General features: G+C 34.8%; 17 protein-coding genes and 2 tRNA genes. 16 read left to right on the top strand and 3 right to left on the bottom strand.

What is annotated here, in order from left to right:
• Positions 1-120: 120 nt before the first annotated feature.
• From BLS22_RS13105 to BLS22_RS13050, 12 genes are all read left to right on the top strand, one after another.
• Positions 121-423 (top strand): YaaL family protein, encoded by a 303-nt coding sequence (locus BLS22_RS13105; RefSeq protein ID WP_090554518.1) that lies wholly within the window; start codon positions 121-123, stop codon positions 421-423.
• 297 nt (positions 424-720) lie between these two features.
• Positions 721-987 (top strand): pro-sigmaK processing inhibitor BofA family protein, encoded by a 267-nt coding sequence (locus BLS22_RS13100; RefSeq protein ID WP_090554515.1) that lies wholly within the window; start codon positions 721-723, stop codon positions 985-987.
• 124 nt (positions 988-1,111) lie between these two features.
• Positions 1,112-2,134, top strand: a complete 1,023-nt coding sequence (locus BLS22_RS13095) for an FUSC family protein (RefSeq protein WP_090554512.1) — start codon at positions 1,112-1,114, stop codon at positions 2,132-2,134.
• Between the two features lie 166 nt (positions 2,135-2,300).
• A complete protein-coding gene (locus tag BLS22_RS13090) occupies positions 2,301-2,630 on the top strand; it encodes a MazG-like family protein (RefSeq protein WP_090554510.1) in 330 nt (109 codons plus the stop codon).
• Positions 2,631-2,651: 21 nt separating this feature from the next.
• The gene (locus BLS22_RS13085) at positions 2,652-3,584 is read left to right on the top strand and encodes a YybS family protein (RefSeq protein ID WP_090554508.1); all 933 of its coding nucleotides are present in this window, start codon (positions 2,652-2,654) and stop codon (positions 3,582-3,584) included.
• A 33-nt stretch (positions 3,585-3,617) separates the two neighbouring features.
• Entirely contained in the window at positions 3,618-5,618 is a 2,001-nt protein-coding gene (locus tag BLS22_RS13080) for a DHH family phosphoesterase (RefSeq protein WP_090554506.1), read from the top strand.
• 1 nt (position 5,619) lies between these two features.
• The gene (rplI, locus tag BLS22_RS13075; protein WP_090554504.1) at positions 5,620-6,066 is read left to right on the top strand and encodes a 50S ribosomal protein L9; all 447 of its coding nucleotides are present in this window, start codon (positions 5,620-5,622) and stop codon (positions 6,064-6,066) included.
• 50 nt (positions 6,067-6,116) lie between these two features.
• On the top strand, positions 6,117-7,457 hold the full coding sequence (dnaB, locus tag BLS22_RS13070) for a replicative DNA helicase (RefSeq protein WP_090554502.1): 1,341 nt from the start codon (positions 6,117-6,119) through the stop codon (positions 7,455-7,457).
• Positions 7,458-7,478: 21 nt separating this feature from the next.
• Positions 7,479-8,075, top strand: a complete 597-nt coding sequence (locus BLS22_RS13065; RefSeq protein ID WP_090554500.1) for a GNAT family N-acetyltransferase — start codon at positions 7,479-7,481, stop codon at positions 8,073-8,075.
• A 222-nt stretch (positions 8,076-8,297) separates the two neighbouring features.
• Positions 8,298-8,501 (top strand): DUF1858 domain-containing protein, encoded by a 204-nt coding sequence (locus BLS22_RS13060; RefSeq protein WP_090554497.1) that lies wholly within the window; start codon positions 8,298-8,300, stop codon positions 8,499-8,501.
• Positions 8,502-8,670: 169 nt separating this feature from the next.
• Positions 8,671-8,746: transfer RNA gene (locus BLS22_RS13055), tRNA-Lys, on the top strand.
• 65 nt (positions 8,747-8,811) lie between these two features.
• A tRNA-Glu gene (locus BLS22_RS13050) sits at positions 8,812-8,886 on the top strand.
• A 100-nt stretch (positions 8,887-8,986) separates the two neighbouring features.
• Here BLS22_RS13050 and BLS22_RS13045 read toward each other — a convergent pair.
• On the bottom strand, positions 8,987-9,961 hold the full coding sequence (locus tag BLS22_RS13045; protein ID WP_090554495.1) for an ATP-binding protein: 975 nt from the start codon (positions 9,959-9,961) through the stop codon (positions 8,987-8,989).
• A gap of 15 nt (positions 9,962-9,976) precedes the next feature.
• Positions 9,977-11,050 (bottom strand): DnaD domain protein, encoded by a 1,074-nt coding sequence (locus BLS22_RS13040; protein WP_090554493.1) that lies wholly within the window; start codon positions 11,048-11,050, stop codon positions 9,977-9,979.
• 193 nt (positions 11,051-11,243) lie between these two features.
• Here BLS22_RS13040 and BLS22_RS13035 point away from each other — a divergent pair, with 193 nt between their 5' ends.
• Both BLS22_RS13035 and BLS22_RS13030 read left to right on the top strand, forming a co-directional pair.
• Complete coding sequence (locus BLS22_RS13035) at positions 11,244-12,743, top strand: M1 family metallopeptidase (RefSeq protein ID WP_244269555.1); 1,500 nt, start codon at positions 11,244-11,246, stop codon at positions 12,741-12,743.
• A 199-nt stretch (positions 12,744-12,942) separates the two neighbouring features.
• Positions 12,943-14,352: a M23 family metallopeptidase gene (locus BLS22_RS13030; RefSeq protein WP_090554491.1), complete on the top strand. Its 1,410-nt coding sequence runs from the start codon at positions 12,943-12,945 to the stop codon at positions 14,350-14,352.
• A 69-nt stretch (positions 14,353-14,421) separates the two neighbouring features.
• Here the strand turns inward: BLS22_RS13030 and BLS22_RS13025 are convergent, their stop codons facing one another.
• Positions 14,422-15,720 carry a S8 family peptidase gene (locus BLS22_RS13025; RefSeq protein ID WP_090554489.1) on the bottom strand — a complete coding sequence of 433 codons (1,299 nt, stop codon included), beginning with the start codon at positions 15,718-15,720 and terminating at the stop codon, positions 14,422-14,424.
• A gap of 249 nt (positions 15,721-15,969) precedes the next feature.
• Between BLS22_RS13025 and BLS22_RS13020 the strand changes: the two genes are divergently transcribed.
• Positions 15,970-16,767: a peptidase MA family metallohydrolase gene (locus tag BLS22_RS13020; protein WP_090554487.1), complete on the top strand. Its 798-nt coding sequence runs from the start codon at positions 15,970-15,972 to the stop codon at positions 16,765-16,767.
• 159 nt (positions 16,768-16,926) lie between these two features.
• On the top strand, positions 16,927-17,616 hold the full coding sequence (yycF, locus tag BLS22_RS13015; RefSeq protein WP_090554486.1) for a response regulator YycF: 690 nt from the start codon (positions 16,927-16,929) through the stop codon (positions 17,614-17,616).

Below are 17,616 nucleotides of genomic sequence, written 5' to 3'. Positions count from 1 at the left end.
TAAAAAGCATAGGATAGTTTTAAAGAGAGAATAAACCAGATTTCATAAGAAGAAGGTATAAATATGAAAAAAATGGATAATATAACAGATAAATAATAAGGTGGGAGGGGGGTCATGATAATGAAGGAAGAAAAACAATTGGAAAAAAAAGAAAAAGCCTTCGAAGGCATAACCAATACTTTGAATAGCTTATATAATAAAATACAGCATTTCCAGGAACCTGAAAAAGATGAGAATCAAGAATTTGTGGAAATTATCAAAAGGGCAAGAGAAGAATGGGAAGGTGCTGAAAAAACCTTTCATAGTGTATCGGACCCAGATCTAATAGATTACGCTATTTATAATGTAGAGGCAACAAGAGCCAAATACATCTATCTTTTAAAAAGAGCCAAGGAAATGGGGATTAAAACAAACTTCTATTAGGAAAGCTCGTCATATTTTTTATTAAGATTTTATATAATGTAAGGAGTAGTATATATTGCTACTCCATTTATTATTTGTTGAAAGAGCAAGACTCATATAACGATAAAAATCTATACCTTAAGAGGAATTTTTAGTTTCTAGAGTAAAATAAATTTTGTATATATTTGGTATAATTCAAACAGACTATCCTAAAATTATGAATATGAACTTAAAGATTTAAATAGTGATTTTATAGGATATTTAGGGTAACATATAAGGTGGAAGATCATATCAATATTAATAAAGGTGGGAAGCGCTATGGGGTTTGAATTTAGTATTATATTGGCCTATGCCTTTGGGTTAATACTTTTATACGTGGTGGGGTGGATTTTGCTAATACCCATCAAGTTTATTATAAGGTTAATCTGGAATGGCGTTATAGGGGGTATTATGCTTCTATTAGTAAACTTAATAGGAGGTATTTGGGGTATAACAATTGTTATTAATCCAATTAATGCATTGATTGCAGGTTTTTTAGGTGTACCAGGTGTAGTGTTATTGCTTTTACTACAATATGTTTTATAATAAAAAATTTTGATCTAATAAAGTATACCTTTGTTTGTTTTGAAAAATAGTATATAATATTAAGGAAACAAAATACTAAAATGCTAAAATACTAAAGAGTGTTATAAGAAGAAAGGTGAGAAATATGAAAATTGGTCTTAGGACCATAAAGACCGGTATTGCTGTTACACTGTCATTGTTCGTTTCTAACTTACTAGGAATAGACAATCCTTTTTATGCAGCTGTAGCAGCGATAATTGTTATGCAGCCTACTGTATCGGATTCTTGGGTTACTGGTATAAATCGTATGCTGGGGACGGTTATTGGAGCTGTTGTAGGTGCAATTTTTGTTGGCATAGCACCTGCAAACCCTTTATTGGCAGGGTTTGGAATCATTGTTCTTATTTTAATTATGAATAGGTTGAATTGGGGGGAATCTATAGCTATAGCGGGAGTTGTTTTCGTAGGAATTTTTCTAAATATTGAAGGGGACCATATAAGTAACGCCCTCCACAGACTACTGGATACCTCTATAGGAATTATTATTGGAGTAATTATTAACTATACAGTATATCCTCCTGCCTATGATGGGAAGGTTATTGATGAAATTAAGCAGATTTCTAAAAACACATTAAAATACAACATAAAAGCATTAGAACTTCTTTTAAAAGAAGAAGAAAACCTAGAATTGCTAGAGGAACAAATCCAGGGAATAGAAAAGGAACTTAAAACATCTGAAAAACTTTTGGAACTCCAAAAAAAAGAAGAAAAGATGAAGATCTATTGTGGAATAAAGCATAAAGAAATGCTGATAATCATCAATTTAGAAAAGGAAGTTTTTCAACATCTTCAAAACATACAAAACATTTTAGAAAAAGGCATTCATGAAGATATTGTTAATATTGTAAAGGAGGATATAGATAACATAAAATCCTCACTGAAGAAATTTTATGAAAAAGAAAAGCAAATAGGATTTATCCATAATGGTAATGATAAAGATCCTGACAACCTAAAGCCTATTATTCAACATATAAAAAAGACAAAGGTACATTTAAACAATTATAAAGACATCAATAATTATCCAACGGATGAAGTAGTAAAAATGCTGGTTTTTTTATATAACCTTGAAGAAGCTTTATTAAAGTTTAATATGATCATCTGTTGCTAAGCATCGAATTACTACTCGAGTGCTTCTTTTTTTAATAGGATTAATAGTACATAACAGAGGAAAACCTATATAAAAATAGAATACTTCTATATACAAATTTTTTTAAAGTCCGCAGGGTTTTAGTATTAAGTAACACAGGAAAGGGTTATTACAAGGGGGTTGCAATATGTTTGAAGGGAATAAAAACAATAAAGATATAGGAAAAAACCTTAAAATGGTGGAATTTTTAAAATGTGAACTTTTAAATACAATAGCATTATTATTTGAAACAATGGTAAAGGGATTGAAAAACAGTCAAGAATTAGTACTAGAGTGTTTAGTAAACATTCTTTTAGTCACCTATACTTTAGGTAAAAGACTAGGTTTTGATTATAGCACCTTAGATAGAAAATTAGAAGAGAAAATAAAAACCAGTATTTTAGAGGAGCACCATTTAGAAAAGTGGTACGGAGATTTATCTAGTCTTAACGAGCATCTAAATAATCATGGGAAATAGTTGGACAGGAGTGATTTTGAGGTGAATTTTTACAGCAACAAAAAGGCGTTAATTGAATCGGCACTGATGGCATCCATTACCTCGTTATTTGTAGTTAGCACATTATATATACCAGCTCTATCGATTTTACTTATGTTATTACCTGTACCCTTCATCATTTTATCAGTACGCCATGGCACAAGGTATACCATCTTGTCCTTCATCATTGTAAGTTTATTGATAGGGTTTCTAACAGGAATACTCTACACGGCTTTTGTATTTATTGTTTTTGGACCAATTTCGGTTGTAATGGGTTATTACACAAAAAGAAAAAAACAGCCCTATGAGGTCATTGGCTTAGGTACAGCAGCCTCTGTACTTTCTATATTTTTTATATTGCAATTAATTTCCATTATCAGTGGTATTCATATCATTGATGAAATTGCCCTTATGATAACTGCTGCTTTAGATCATCAGGTAGAGATGCTGAAGACAGTTAATCTAGATCCAGTAGATGTTAAGGAAGCACTAAACTATATGATGATGATTTTACCAGCCTTAATTATTATTCAATCTATGATAGGAACATTTATCAATTATTATTTAGCCACATTAGCTATCAACAGGTTTAAACTAATGGATCAACGGCTCAGTGAATTTAGTGATTTTAAACTACCAAACAATATTGTTTTAGGGTCCTTTATCATTTTTGTTTTATCTTTATCAACAAGATACATAGAGGGGATACAACACATTAGCTTAATTGCTAACGTGACGATTATTTTTAGTGTTTTATTCTTTTTACAGGGTATAACCTTTATAGGATATTTGTTAAAAAGGACAAAACTTCCTAAAGCAATAAGGTTTATTATATTAGCTCTGCTTATACTAGTAAGTCCTTTAATGACATTAGTCTCCCTTTTAGGTTTGTTAGATACTGTAATAGACCTAAGGCGAGGAAAGAAAAAAGAATAATATTGAATTTGATTTTGTGGGAGGCAAACATACATGAGAAGTTCAAGGTTTTTTAAGATGTTGGTGCCGGACACACGAATATATATTTTTATTATAGCAATATTAATTGCAGTCATTTCCTTTTACAACTTAGTCATTGGTGTAATAGGAATTTTTGTGCTGACCTATTTAATTTACTATAATTTGAAGACCACCAATATTCGAAGGCAGGAATGGACTAGATACATAGAAGGTTTATCCTATGATATTGATTCCGCTACAAAGCAATCTATACTAAACATGCCAATACCACTGACGATGGTAGAAATAGATGGAACGATTAAATGGTATAATTCTAAGTTTTTGGAGGTAATGGGAAAGCAAGACTATCTTGATAAGAACCTGGAAGATATACTTCCGACTTTTGAACTCCAAAGTATTTTAAATGAGAAGGAAGAAGGTATTAAAAAGGCCACCGTCAACAATAGAAGCTTTAAGATATTATATAACGTCATTAAGACAGCTAAGAAACACGAATCCAATTATATTATTATGCTTTATTGGATTGAGGATACAAACTATGAAAACCTCAAGAAAAAGTATAACAAAGAAAAATTAGTGGTTTCTCTCGTGCAAATTGATAATTTTGATGAAGTAATGCAGAGTACTGAAGATGCCATAAAGCCTTTAGTAATAGCAGAAATTGATCATAAGCTAAACCTATGGGCCAATAGAACCAATGGTTTTATTAGAAAATATGCCAACGATAAGTTTATTGCGGCTTTTCAAAAGGAGGACCTAGAAAAGCTGGAAGTAAAAAGATTTGATATTTTAGATGAAATCAGGGAAATTAGTGTAGGGAATAAAATGCCTATTACTTTAAGTATAGGTATTGGTACAGATGGGAAAACACCTTTAGAAAGTTTTGAATTTGCCAATGCCGCCAAGGACTTGTCCCTAGGACGTGGTGGGGATCAAACAACCGTCAAGAAAAATGATAAAATTAGTTTTTATGGCGGAAAGACAAAGGCTGTAGAGAAACGTACTAAGGTAAAGTCCAGGGTAATTGCCTATGCCCTTAGACAGTTAATAGATCAATGTGACAATGTTTTTGTAATGGGTCACAAATATGCTGACTTAGATGCTCTAGGATCTGCTTTAGGTATTTATCGAGCTACTAAAAACAGAGGGAAGGAAGCCTATATTGTACTAAATGGATATAATCCTGCTATAGGTTGTCTCCTAGATAAAATACTGCAAAAAGAAGAATATAAGAAAAATATCATTACCTGTGAAGATGCAAAGTTAAGGCTGGATAGTCACTCTCTATTAGTGGTGGTAGATACCCATCGTCCTAGTTTCACGGAATGTCCAGAGCTTTTAAATCAAACAGATAAAGTGGTGGTGATAGATCATCATAGAAAAGGCACAGACTTTATTGAGAATACTGTATTAAGCTATCATGAAACCTATGTTTCCTCTACCAGTGAGCTAGTAACAGAAATCTTATTTTATATGGAGGAAAAAGTTAATATAGAGTTAGTGGAGGCAGAGGCTTTATTGGCAGGGATTGCTGTAGATACCAAGAACTTCACCTTTAAAACAGGGGTAAGAACCTTTGAAGCAGCTGCTCTATTAAGAAGGGCTGGTGCCGATACTACTTCAGTAAAGCAGCTTTTTCAGGATGACTTAGAGGCTATTGTCGCTAAGGCAGAGGTGGTAAAGCGGGCCACCATTATTGGAGATGCCGTTGCCTTATCAACCTGTGAAGAAAAAACAGAAGCCTCTCAACTGATAGCCGCCCAAGCTGCCGATGAGCTATTGAACGTAAAAGGAATAAGAGCCTCCTTTGTTTTAGGAGAAAAAGATGATACAATGATAGTTATAAGTGGTAGATCCATGGGGGACATTAATGTACAGGTAATTTTAGAGAAGTTAGGGGGCGGAGGCCACTTAACTGTAGCAGGAGCCCAATTGGAGGGAGTTACCATGGAGGAAGCAAAGGAAAAATTACAAAATGCCATAGAAGAATATTTTAACGAGGGGGAAGAATAACATGAAGGTTATTTTACTACAAGACGTAAAAGGACAAGGTAAAAAAGGTGATGTAGTAAACGTTAGTGATGGTTATGCACGAAACTTTTTATTACCAAAAAACTTAGCGGTAGAGGCTACCTCTGGAAATGTAAAAACATTGGAACAACAAAACAAAGTCCAAAAGATGAAAAAACAGCAGGAACTGGATGAAGCAAAAAAATTAGCAGAAAAAATTGAAAAGCTTACAATAGAAATAAAAGCAAAGGCAGGAGAAGGGGGAAGACTGTTTGGTTCAGTAACTTCAAAGGAAATTAGTGAGCTAGTAGAAAAAAAACATAGCATAAAATTGGATAAGAAAAAAATCCTATTACCAGATCCCATTCGTGAGCTGGGGGTAAAATATTTAGAAGTGAAGATATATCCAGGAGTTGTTGCTAAGCTAAAAGTTCATGTTACAGAAGAGTAAAGCTTTAAGGGTTGGGGTTATGCCCCAGCCCTTATTTGGGAGGAATTACAATGCAGGGTATAAATACATTTAAAGTACCGCCCCATAGTATTGAGGCGGAGCAGTCGGTTCTAGGGGCTATGTTAATGGATAAAGAATCCATTATTGTAGTGTTTGAAATTCTTAAAGCTGAGGATTTTTATAAGGAAGCCCATAAAGAAATCTTTGAAGCTGTTTTTGATGTTTTTAATAGAGAAGAACCGGTGGATTTGATTACGCTAACAGAAGAATTAAAAAAAAGAGATACATTAGACGCTATAGGAGGCATACCATATATTAATAGTTTGGCAGAGGGTGTACCTATTACCGCTAATGTAAAATATTATGCAGATATTGTCGAGGAAAAGGCTACTTTAAGAAGACTTATTAAATCTTCAGAAGAAATTATCCAACTCAGTTTTAATAGTGATGTAGAAGTGCCCCAAGCATTAGAAATGGCACAAAAAAGTATTTATGATATTTCTCAAAATAGATATCAGGAGGGTTTTACACCTATCAAAAAGGTGTTATCCGATACCTTTGATAAAATTGAAGAGCTTTACGAGCACAAAAAAGCTATTACAGGACTAACAACTGGGTTTATTGACTTAGACAAAAAACTAAGTGGATTCCATAATTCTGACCTAATATTGGTGGCAGCTAGACCAGCTATGGGAAAATCGGCTTTTTCTTTAAATCTAGCACAAAATGCTGCTATTAAAGCTTCAGCATCGGTGGCTGTCTTTAGTTTGGAGATGTCAAAGGAGCAGCTGATGTTAAGGATGTTGGCATCGGAATCAATGGTAAGCTTAAATAAAATTCAAAGTGGTCATTTAAATGAAGAGGAATGGACAAAACTGGCATCAGCTATGCTGCCCTTGTCTCAATCTAATATTTATTTTGATGATACACCAGGGATTAGTATTATGGAAATGCGTTCTAAGTGTAGACGTTTGAAAATGGAGTCAGGCCTAGACCTAGTATTGGTGGATTATCTTCAGCTAATGCAGGGGGACGGCAGAACGGAAAATCGACAACAGGAAATTTCAGCTATATCGAGAAATTTAAAAATCATGGCTAAGGAATTGAATTGCCCTGTTATAGCTTTGTCTCAGCTTTCAAGGGCACCAGAAATGAGGGCAGATCATCGCCCTATCCTATCGGATTTAAGGGAATCTGGAGCTATTGAACAGGATGCTGACTTGGTTATGTTTTTGTATCGGGACGAATATTATCATGAGGATAGTGATAAGAAAAATGTAGCTGAGGTCATAATAGCAAAGCACCGTCATGGTGAGACGGGGTCTGTTGAGTTGTTATGGGCTGGAGATTTTCAAAAGTTTTTGGATTATGATAAATATAGGGCAGAATAAAGGGGGTTTTGGAGGTCGGAGATGATAATAGCTAGGGGGGAAAAAACCTATATTACAGAGCTTCAAAGAGAACAAGTAAATGCTATGGAATTATGGGGGAAACATAAGGATCCTTTATTTCATAGCTATAACTTTCCCAAAATGACAGAAAAACAAAAGGACTACTGGTATAGAAATAAAGCTAAATCCTTTACAAAGAGATGTTTTGGGGTTTGTAATTTAGAGGATAGCCTTGTAGGATATATTGCTTTAAGAAACATAGGGTGGATTAAAAGAACCAGTGAATTAGGCATTGTATTTGACCCTGAACAAGTGAATAAAGGCTATGGCACCGATAGTCTAAAAATTTTTTTAGACTATTATTTTACATCTATGAAAATGAAACAATTAAATTTAAAAGTAGCTTTATTTAACAAAAGGGCACAACAATGCTATAAAAACTGTGGATTTGAAGTAAAAGAAATAATATATGATGAATTTGAAGATCAAGAGTTACCAGTTTTTGAAGAAGAAGCACTACTAGAATATCGAGATTTTTTCAAAAAAGAGGGTACAATATTATTAAGTAGATTTAAAAATATGTATATTACGAGGGAGATGTATCTTTTGGATAAATAACATATTTATCCACACTATCCACCGAACACCTGTGCATATTAATGGGAATATGTGCATAAGTGCTAAAATATTTTCATGAAATCCATAATATAGTTGATAAAACCCATTAAAAATGGTAACATTAAGTAACATAAAGTATAGAAAAAATTTAAGCACAACAATATTAATAAATTTCCCCAACAGGCTCTAATGCGTAGTCTGGGGATTTGAGGAGGATTAAATATGTTTAAAGTTACAGAAGACATGACGATTATGCACGTATTACAGCAGGACCGTGAAGTAGCTCCTATTTTTATGAAGTATGGTCTACATTGCCTTGGTTGTCCTGGCGCCACAATGGAGAGTATCGCTGATGCAGGCAAAGTACATGGCATTGACGTAAGTAAGCTTGTAGAAGACCTAAATAAGCATTTTGCATCAAAATAAAAACAATAAATCTAGGTGAGTTAAAATGTACCCTACAGAGGAAAGGAAAAAAATTTGCTCTGTAGGGTATTTTGTGTATAATAGAAAAATACACCTATTTATTTTTTCGACAAAAAGTGTTGACACAATTACTTTTTTGTATTATTATATATAACTGTGAGTGTTACACGACCCATTAGCTCAGTCGGTAGAGCACCTGACTTTTAATCAGGGTGTCCCGCGTTCGAGTCGCGGATGGGTCACCATTTTTATTTTTAAATAATATTTCGGCAGAGCTTGGTGAAGGATACTGGGTTTTGCTGAAAAACCTGGCCCCTTGGTCAAGCGGTTAAGACACCGCCCTTTCACGGCGGTAACAGGGGTTCGATTCCCCTAGGGGTCACCAATAATAAAAAAAGTCCTTATACCTAAAAAGTATAAGGACTTTTTTATTATTACCTACATTCCTAGAAAGTAGATGATACCAAATTAAGGATTAGAGTCATCTACTTTTCCCACCTTAAATCTTTTCCATAAAATTTAAGAACTGTATACTTTGAAAAAAGTCGTGAGCAAATACGGTCATCATAGCGTTCCCCTATATCTGCAGGGGTTAGATTGGTGGATATGATGGTCTTTTTGTTACTCAACAGACGACTATTAATGATGTTAAAGAGTTCGCTGTTGGTAAAGGTATTGGTCATCTCTGTTCCTAGGTCGTCTATGATAAGGAGTTCGGCGTCAAATAATAGTTGAGCCTTTTCTTTGTCTTGAGGATTATGGAATCGGAGATCTTGAAGGATTTCTAATATTTTAAACGCTGTTTGATAAACTACTACCTTTCCCTTATCCAATAAACCTTTAGCAATACAATTGGCTAAGAAGGTTTTTCCCAAACCAGTAGCTCCAAAGAATAGCAGATTCTCCTCCTGATTTCCATCAAAGTTAAAGACAAAGCCTTCACATATATTCAAAATATCTAACATATTTTCTCTGGGGGTCTTCTCATGACCATCAAAGGGTTTATCACTAAACAAATCTATATTAAAACTATGAAAATTTTCTTTTTGTAAGATAGATGTTAAATTGGACATGGCATAGGTGTAGTTAATAAGTTGTTGTTTAAGACAACTACATTTTTCTCCTGCAGGTAGAAAGCCCGTGTCCTTACAATAGGTGCAATGATACTGTTCTTCTAAATACTCTAAAGGGATATTGTTTTCTGTCAAAAGAATAGCTTTGTCCTGCCTTAATTGATCCAAACGATTTTTAAAGGTTGCCAATAGGTCTTGAGGATTCTCGGTATGATTAATTAATGCTTTGGATAAGGCAATCCCTGTTTTTTTTATTTCAGTATCTACTGTTTGGATTTCAGGAACCTTGAGATACACTTCCTCTATACGGCGTTCCAGTTGCCTTTGGTTCTGTTGTCTTTTTCTTTCGTATCCCCTTAGTATATCTTTAATAATTTGATTGTACATAGAGACTCACTCCTACTACTTGTTTTTATTACGGTTCAATAATAGATCCTCTAACTCCTTAGGATCATACTTTGACACTCTGCTTTCTGATAAATGAAACTTGGTTTTAATTTTGGATTGTTTTTGTGGCTTAGATATTGGGTCAGGAGAAGCATCCTTTTTTCTGTTATCCATTACTTCAATATCCTCTACCCTCTTAACTCCTTTTTTATACCAATCCCCCAATATACTATCTATATAGTTAAGGTTTGGGTTAGAGGTTTTGCTGGAGTTTTCACAGGCCTTTAATATAATATCTATACTAAACTGATAGGTATCCAGCCATTTATCCATAATTTTCATCTCTATTTCGGAGGGCTCCCTATAGGCAAAACCCATTGCTTTAAAAATACGGTCATAGACACCATATCTTTCCCCCTGCTTAGAAAAGTGTGTATCTAAATCCTCAACAGTAGTTATATTTAAGTCGTACCAATTTCTAATAACACCAGCTACATATTTCACGTTTTTCACGTTTTTCTTATGGCGGCAATAGCTGTAGGCCTTTATAACTAAAGGAGGGTCTATATTATAATTATGAAACCATTCTAAGATTTGCATTTTTTCATTGGGAGTAAGGGAGCGGGCAATAATTTTATTAATTTCTATAAACATTTGTTTGATTTCTGGCACCTTATTGGCATCAATGAGCTCCTTTGTGGAGCAGCTGTAGGAGCTGGATTCTGTATCCTCTTGATTCAAATGCTGAATAGACTTGTAATTATTATCTATATAAAGCTGTTTTAGGCTAACAAACTCCACGGTATAATCCCAGTTATTTTCCTCACATTGAGAAACTTTTTTAATGATTTTCTTGCTTTCCCAAAAGTCCCATGCCTCCAATACATCTGACAGCGGGATATTTAAGTTTTTAGCAAGGGTAATATTATTTGGTGATTTATTAATTTCTGTATCGCAGGCATATTTATAGCCTAATAAGTAAACCTTTACAAAGGTTCCGTTAGCTATAGGCATATATACATCAATAAATATATTCTCGATGGGGGTATCCCCTAAATCCATAGATGTTGTGGTTTTTATAAAACCCATAATGATCACTCCAAATCTTTTTGTTCATAAAAATATTATATCATATTTATTGAAGGGGATAGTATCAATTCTACAATAAGCTATTAATGGAATTTTACTATTTACAATTATTGCCTTTATTGATGAAATTTTGTAATAAAATCCAGAATATTAAATAAAATTTTAATAGCCATAGGAAGATGGAGGTGAAAAAGTGAAAAGTCAAAAAAAGTTTAAGCTGCTGTTGATTGTTTTTAGCGTCCTATTTATTACTATATCCCTTCACTATGCGTGGGATTTTAGGGAAGCGGAAAAGGTTCTCAAGCCTTATGATGGAATCGACTATCTAACCCAGTATAACATCACTGTAGAATTTCTAGAAGAAAACATGACCATAAAGGCAAGTCAAAAAATTGTTTATACTAATCAAGAAGCAAAGGATTTAAACAATATTTATCTTCATCTATATCCTAATGCCTTTAGAAGAAAAGAAGAAGCGCCCTTTGAAAAAAAAGAAATGGAGAGAGCGTACCCTAATGGCTTTGATCCTGGATATATAGAAATAGAAGATATAAAGGAGGGGAGGCGGTCTGTAGAGTACAAAATTATGGGTAAGGCGGATACGATCTTAAGGGTAACACCCCCTAAGCCCTTAGGGCCTGGAGAGACTCTCCAGTTGTCTATGGACTTTCAAGTAAAGCTGCCAAATACTGTAGGAAGAATGGGATATGGTGATAATACTATAAACATTACCAACTGGTTTCCCATCATGGCGGTCTATGATGAAAAGGGATGGAACTTGGAACCCTACTATGCAATAGGAGATCCCTTTTATAGTGAGGTGGGAAAGTATGATGTTACTGTAATTCTGCCACAACAGTATAAAATGGCTACCACAGGTAATATAGTAAAGGTTCATGAAAAAAAAGGGAAAAATATCTATGAAATAGAAGCAGAGCTTGTAAGAAACTTTGTTATGATATTAAGCAAAAATTTTAAGATCCAAGAGGCGTCAGTGGGAAACACAAAAGTTTTTTCCTATTCCATTGATGGACTAAGGGGAGAAGAGGCATTACAATATGGTATAGACGCTGTAAAGGTTTTTAACAGTCTTTTTGGAGCATATCCCTATCAACAACTATCGGTTGTAGCCTGTGATTTTTTTATAGGAGGAATGGAATATCCCAATGTGGTTATGATAAGTCAGGATCTCTATGAAATTGAAGAGGATTTTCCTCTAGAGTATGTAGTAGCCCATGAGATTGCTCATCAGTGGTGGTATGGAATTGTAGGAAATAATGAAATAAAGGAACCTTGGCTAGACGAAGCCTTAACAGAATATAGCACCCTAATGTATTTTGAAAAAAAATATGGACCCCATATTAAGGAGCAAATATTTGAGAAAATGATAAAGGCACAATATGAAAACTATATTGATTTTGAACCGGATAGGGGAGAGGGAATATTAAGAAGTCTAAGGGAGTTTGATAGCTCTTGGCAGTATAGTAGTATAGTGTATAGCAAGGGGGCCATGTTTATTGAAGAATTAAGAGCCTATATGGGGGAGGAGGCTTTTATAAAAAGCTTAAGGGAGTATTTTGAAGTATTCAAATTTAAAAATGCCACAACAGAGGATTTTTATAAAATTTGTGAGAAAAACACAGAAAAAGATTTAAAACATCTATTTAATCAGTGGTTGAACGCAAGAAATTAATAATATTTTTTAAAAAAGGATACAATAATATAGAAAAACTTAGAAAAACATAAGTTTGGGGTTGTATAGTGAGGAAAAAATATTATATAATAGTAAAGAATATGTTACAAAACTATTACAACAATATAAATAAACTTTAAATAAACAATAGAGATACTCTAAAGAATAGAGTACATACCCAACGAGAGGAGAACTCGAGATGGAAGGATACGAAAGAGCACTAAAGGTTTACAGGGAAGCTGTAAGTCAAATAAAGCTCCTAGTTAGACAGAAAAAACACAACAGGGTTGCTACCTATACAGCAATAGGACTATTAGTTATTATTTTCACACTGATATTGAACGTCAGCATTAACAAATCACTACGGGCCTATGAGGTGCAGCTGGAGGACAAAGTTCTAGCGGTTGTAAGAAGTGAAGAGGACTTTACTAAAGCCATTGAAGAAGTAAAAGAAGAAGTTAAAGCATTGTATGGACACGAATTTGTTGTTCCTGAAAATATAAATATAGTGGAGACAAAAGCAAAAAAAGAAGCTATAACATCATCTAAAATGATTATTGAAAATATAAAAATGCAGTTGGATATGAAGGTAAAAGCCGTTGCCATCTTTGTAGATGGGGAAGAGGTGGCTGTAGTAAGGGATGAAGCAATAGCCAACAGCTTATTAGAAGAAATAAAAAATCCTTTTACCGATGAAGAAAAAGATTATGAGAGTGTTGACTTTAGGGAAAACATAACATTGGAAGAAGTTGCTTCTGATATCCAAGATATTAAGGATAGAGAAGAAGTAATTCAATTACTTACAAAGGGTACAGATGAAGAAAAAATCCATGAAGTAGCTTCTGGAGAAAGTGCTTGGGTTATAGCACGGAATTATGACTTAAGGGTGGAGGATATTGCTGCGGCAAATCCTGGTATAAACGTAGAGCGATTGCAGATTGGTCAAAGGCTTAGCCTAGTTGTACCAAAGCCCTATATCACTGTAACCACAAAGGAATATGTGGAATTAGTAGAAGCCATTCCTTTTGATACAGAAACAGTAAAAACCGACTCCCTCTATAAGGGAGACAAAAGAATTACTGTCCAAGGGGTAGAGGGTAAAAGAGAAATAAAAGGTTACCTTATTAAAGAAAATGGAGTTTTAGCCGATAGAGAAATTTTACAGGAGAAGGTCTTATCAGAACCAACCACAAGAGTAATTGCTGAGGGAACAAAGACTAGACCAGCTACAGTAGCTACAGGAACCTTCGCTAGACCTACTAGAGGTAGGATTACCTCGGGCTTTGGAATGAGGTGGGGAAGACGACATGAGGGAATTGACATTGCAGCTCCTATGGGAACCTCTATTACAGCTGCTGATGCAGGAAGGGTTTCCTTTGCTGGCAGCAGAGGCAGCTATGGCAATCTAGTGATTATAAATCATGAAAATGGTTATCAAACCTACTATGCCCACTGTAGTAAGCTTTTAGTTAAGACAGGAGACAGGGTATTTAAGGGACAAGAAATAGCAAAGGTAGGAAATACCGGGAGAAGTACAGGACCCCATCTTCACTTTGAAGTAAGAAGAAATGGGTCACCTATTAACCCATTACAATTTGTAAGTTATTAAGCCACCTAAAAAGGTGGCTTTTTTTATTTCGTATAAGGAACTGCCAGGAAACCAAGATCCACTCTACTTTTATATAATTAGTATTAAAAGAACAATCACCATTACCCAAAGCCAACCATCAAATATAGAGAAGAAGTTCTTTGAACCTTGGTTTTTATTTTCTGGATTTTGTTGAGGTGGTCGAGGTTGAGGCGTTGGATTTGTAGTATCTATCATTCTTTTAATATCAATCAATCCTGATCCCTCAACATCTGGACCATAGCCTAGACCAACTGAGTTTTTTATCATTAAATTTTTAGTTTCCTGTGGTGTAAGTCTTGGGTTGTTTTCATATAATAAAGCAGCACAACCTGCTACTATAGGGGTAGCCATAGAGGTGCCTGATAGACTACGGTAACCATTATCCTTATTACTCAGAGAGTTAATGTCTACTCCTGGTGCTAGGATATCTGGCTTATGGATGCCATCAGGAGTAGGACCTCTACTAGAAAAATCAGCAATTTTACAGTTTTTTGGATTAGATGCAGTACGGTCGTTACAAGCTCCTACTGCTATAATATTTGGGCTAATGGCGGGAGAATTGATGGTAGAGGTGTCAGGACCACTATTACCAGCAGCCACCACAACAGTTATACCTTGGGCAGCAGCACTATCAACAGCTTTACATAAGGGATCCTCTCTATAAGAAGATTTTGCTTTAGTACCTAAGGACATGGTCATAACTTTGATATTGTAACGGTTTTTATTATCCACAACCCATTGAACCCCTGCTATAACATCAGAAATACTACCTCCACCATCCTTGTTTAATACCTTTACCCCAACAATATTGGCATCAGGAGCAATACCCATATACTTACCAGTTGATGCAAAGCCATTACCGGCTACAATCCCTGCCACATGGGTGCCATGACCATCGTCATCATAGGGAGTGTTTTTTTTGTTAACAAAATCTACAAACCCTATAATACGGTTGGTGGGTGTAGTTAAATCACTATGGGGATATACCCCTGAATCCACTACTGCTACTGTAACTCCTTTTCCTGTTAGACCATGCTCATTGGCATAATCTGCTGCCACTGTAACAGAGGCGATATCCATTAACTTAAAGACCATGTCGTCAAAAAGCACCTTACTAACAGCCCTTTCTCTAGCCACACTTCTAACTCCAACAGGTGGAATATAAGCGGCAACAGCATTAATAAGGGGTAGCTTATGTTTAACAACACCTCCTAAATCCTGGACACATTTTTCTAAATCATCACATTGACACCCATCACCAGTTATAATAACAGGGATGTGTTCTCCGTTAGAACTCAACAACTTTTCAATAACAAGATCTTCCACAACACTTGAATAACCAAACACATTATGTCCCCCTTTAACTTTAAATTCACAGAAGTACTGGTTAACTATAAACAGCTAACTACAATACTTAGTCAATTAATTTATCATTCTTATATAATAGATTATGCGACTTTTAAAAAAAGGTGATTATCTAGTGGGAGAAATCCCATTAATTTCAACAGGGGGAATTCTAGTAGATAGCAGGGTTTTATGGTATAATGGATTTACCTTACCCCTTTATATTTTCAAAATAGTAAGGGGGACAAAAGCATGAAAACAAAAGAAATTCTACTGAAGGTTTTTATGGTGGTAAGCTTTTTATCCATTATAGGATTTGCAGCTTATAGAATGTATCCCTCTAGCACGATAGCTACCCTTCGTCCTATGCTTAGGGGGATGGAAAACACCATTGTTTCCTATAGAGTCGGGAACTACGACTTTATTACAACGGAGCATTTTATTATTTGTTATGATGATGGGATTGACCAAGAAATCGTGGACTTAGTGGCTAAAACAGCAGAGGATAAATATAGGACTGTTGAGGAGGTTTTTCAGTACAAAACTGAAGAAAAGATATTGGTAGTTCTATATGATGACCCTAGGGCTCTGATGAGAAATACCATGCTAAGACAGGGGCCTGTGCCAATGGGGGTTTATTACGGAGATAGTATCCATCTTTTAAATCCAGTTCATTGGGTAAAGGATTTAGAAGAAATAGATAGAATTTTTTATTCCCAAGGACCATTTCTTCATGAATTGGTTCATTTATTTACAGATCATGTAGCAAAAGGAAACTTTCCTTTGTGGTTTACAGAAGGAATTAGTCTTTATTTTGAGTATATGGTTGATGAGTATGAGTGGGGTAAGGACGCAGTTTTTGAAGATGAGGAATACACTTTAGACATATTGACAAAAGAATTTCACCAATTAGACGATTATTTAGCCTATACCCAATCCTTTAGAATTATAAGGGATTTTGTGGATATTCATGGTATTGAAGCTCTATTGAATATCCTTAGGGATTTGGGAGAGGGTAAGGATATAAAGGAATTTATTCATTTATTTTAAATAGTTTAAACCAGTAACGGAGAATTTATTTCTCCGTTATTTATTTTTTGCTTAAACAACAACACAAAAGGCAAAAATTAACATTAAATAGATCTAGCAGGAAAATTATGAAAAAAGTAGAATAATTTAATATATAAATACTTAATGAGGTGATTGGAGATGGAGACAAGGATATTAATTGTAGAAGATGAAAAGCCAATCTCAGATATATTGAAGTTTAACTTAGAAAAGGAAGGATACAAAGTAGAGCTGGCTTATGACGGAGAAGAAGCACTGAGTAAGGTTTCTCAAGGTAATCCTGACTTAATCCTGCTGGATGTTATGCTACCTAAATTAGATGGATTTCAGGTATGTAGAAAGATTAGAGAAGCCTCTACAATACCTATTTTAATGTTGACGGCAAAGGAAGAGGAAGTAGACAAGGTACTGGGCTTGGAAATGGGAGCCGATGATTACATAACAAAGCCTTTTGGTATGAGGGAGCTTTTAGCTCGAGTAAAGGCTAATTTAAGACGTATGAATACACCGGTTGGAGATAAAAAAGCATCTATTATTACCTCGGGAGGATTGGTTATTGACTTTAATAAGTACGAAGTGAAAAAAGAAAACACTGTCATTGAATTAACCTCTAGGGAATTTGAGCTATTAAAATTTTTAGCTGTTCAAACTGAACAGGTGTTTTCAAGGGAACAGTTACTTAAGGAAGTTTGGGGATATGAATACTATGGAGACATAAGGACAGTAGATGTTACAATAAGAAGACTGAGGGAGAAGGTAGAGGAAGATGCCAGTAGTCCTAAGTATATACTCACAAAAAGAGGAGTAGGTTATTACTTCAGGAGGGCTTAG

Source organism: Natronincola ferrireducens, assembly GCF_900100845.1.
In the GTDB taxonomy this organism is placed as follows: Bacteria; Bacillota; Clostridia; order Peptostreptococcales; family Natronincolaceae; genus Natronincola_B; species Natronincola_B ferrireducens.
Note: the sequence above shows the minus strand (reverse complement) of the source record. Positions and strands in the feature narration are given on the sequence as shown.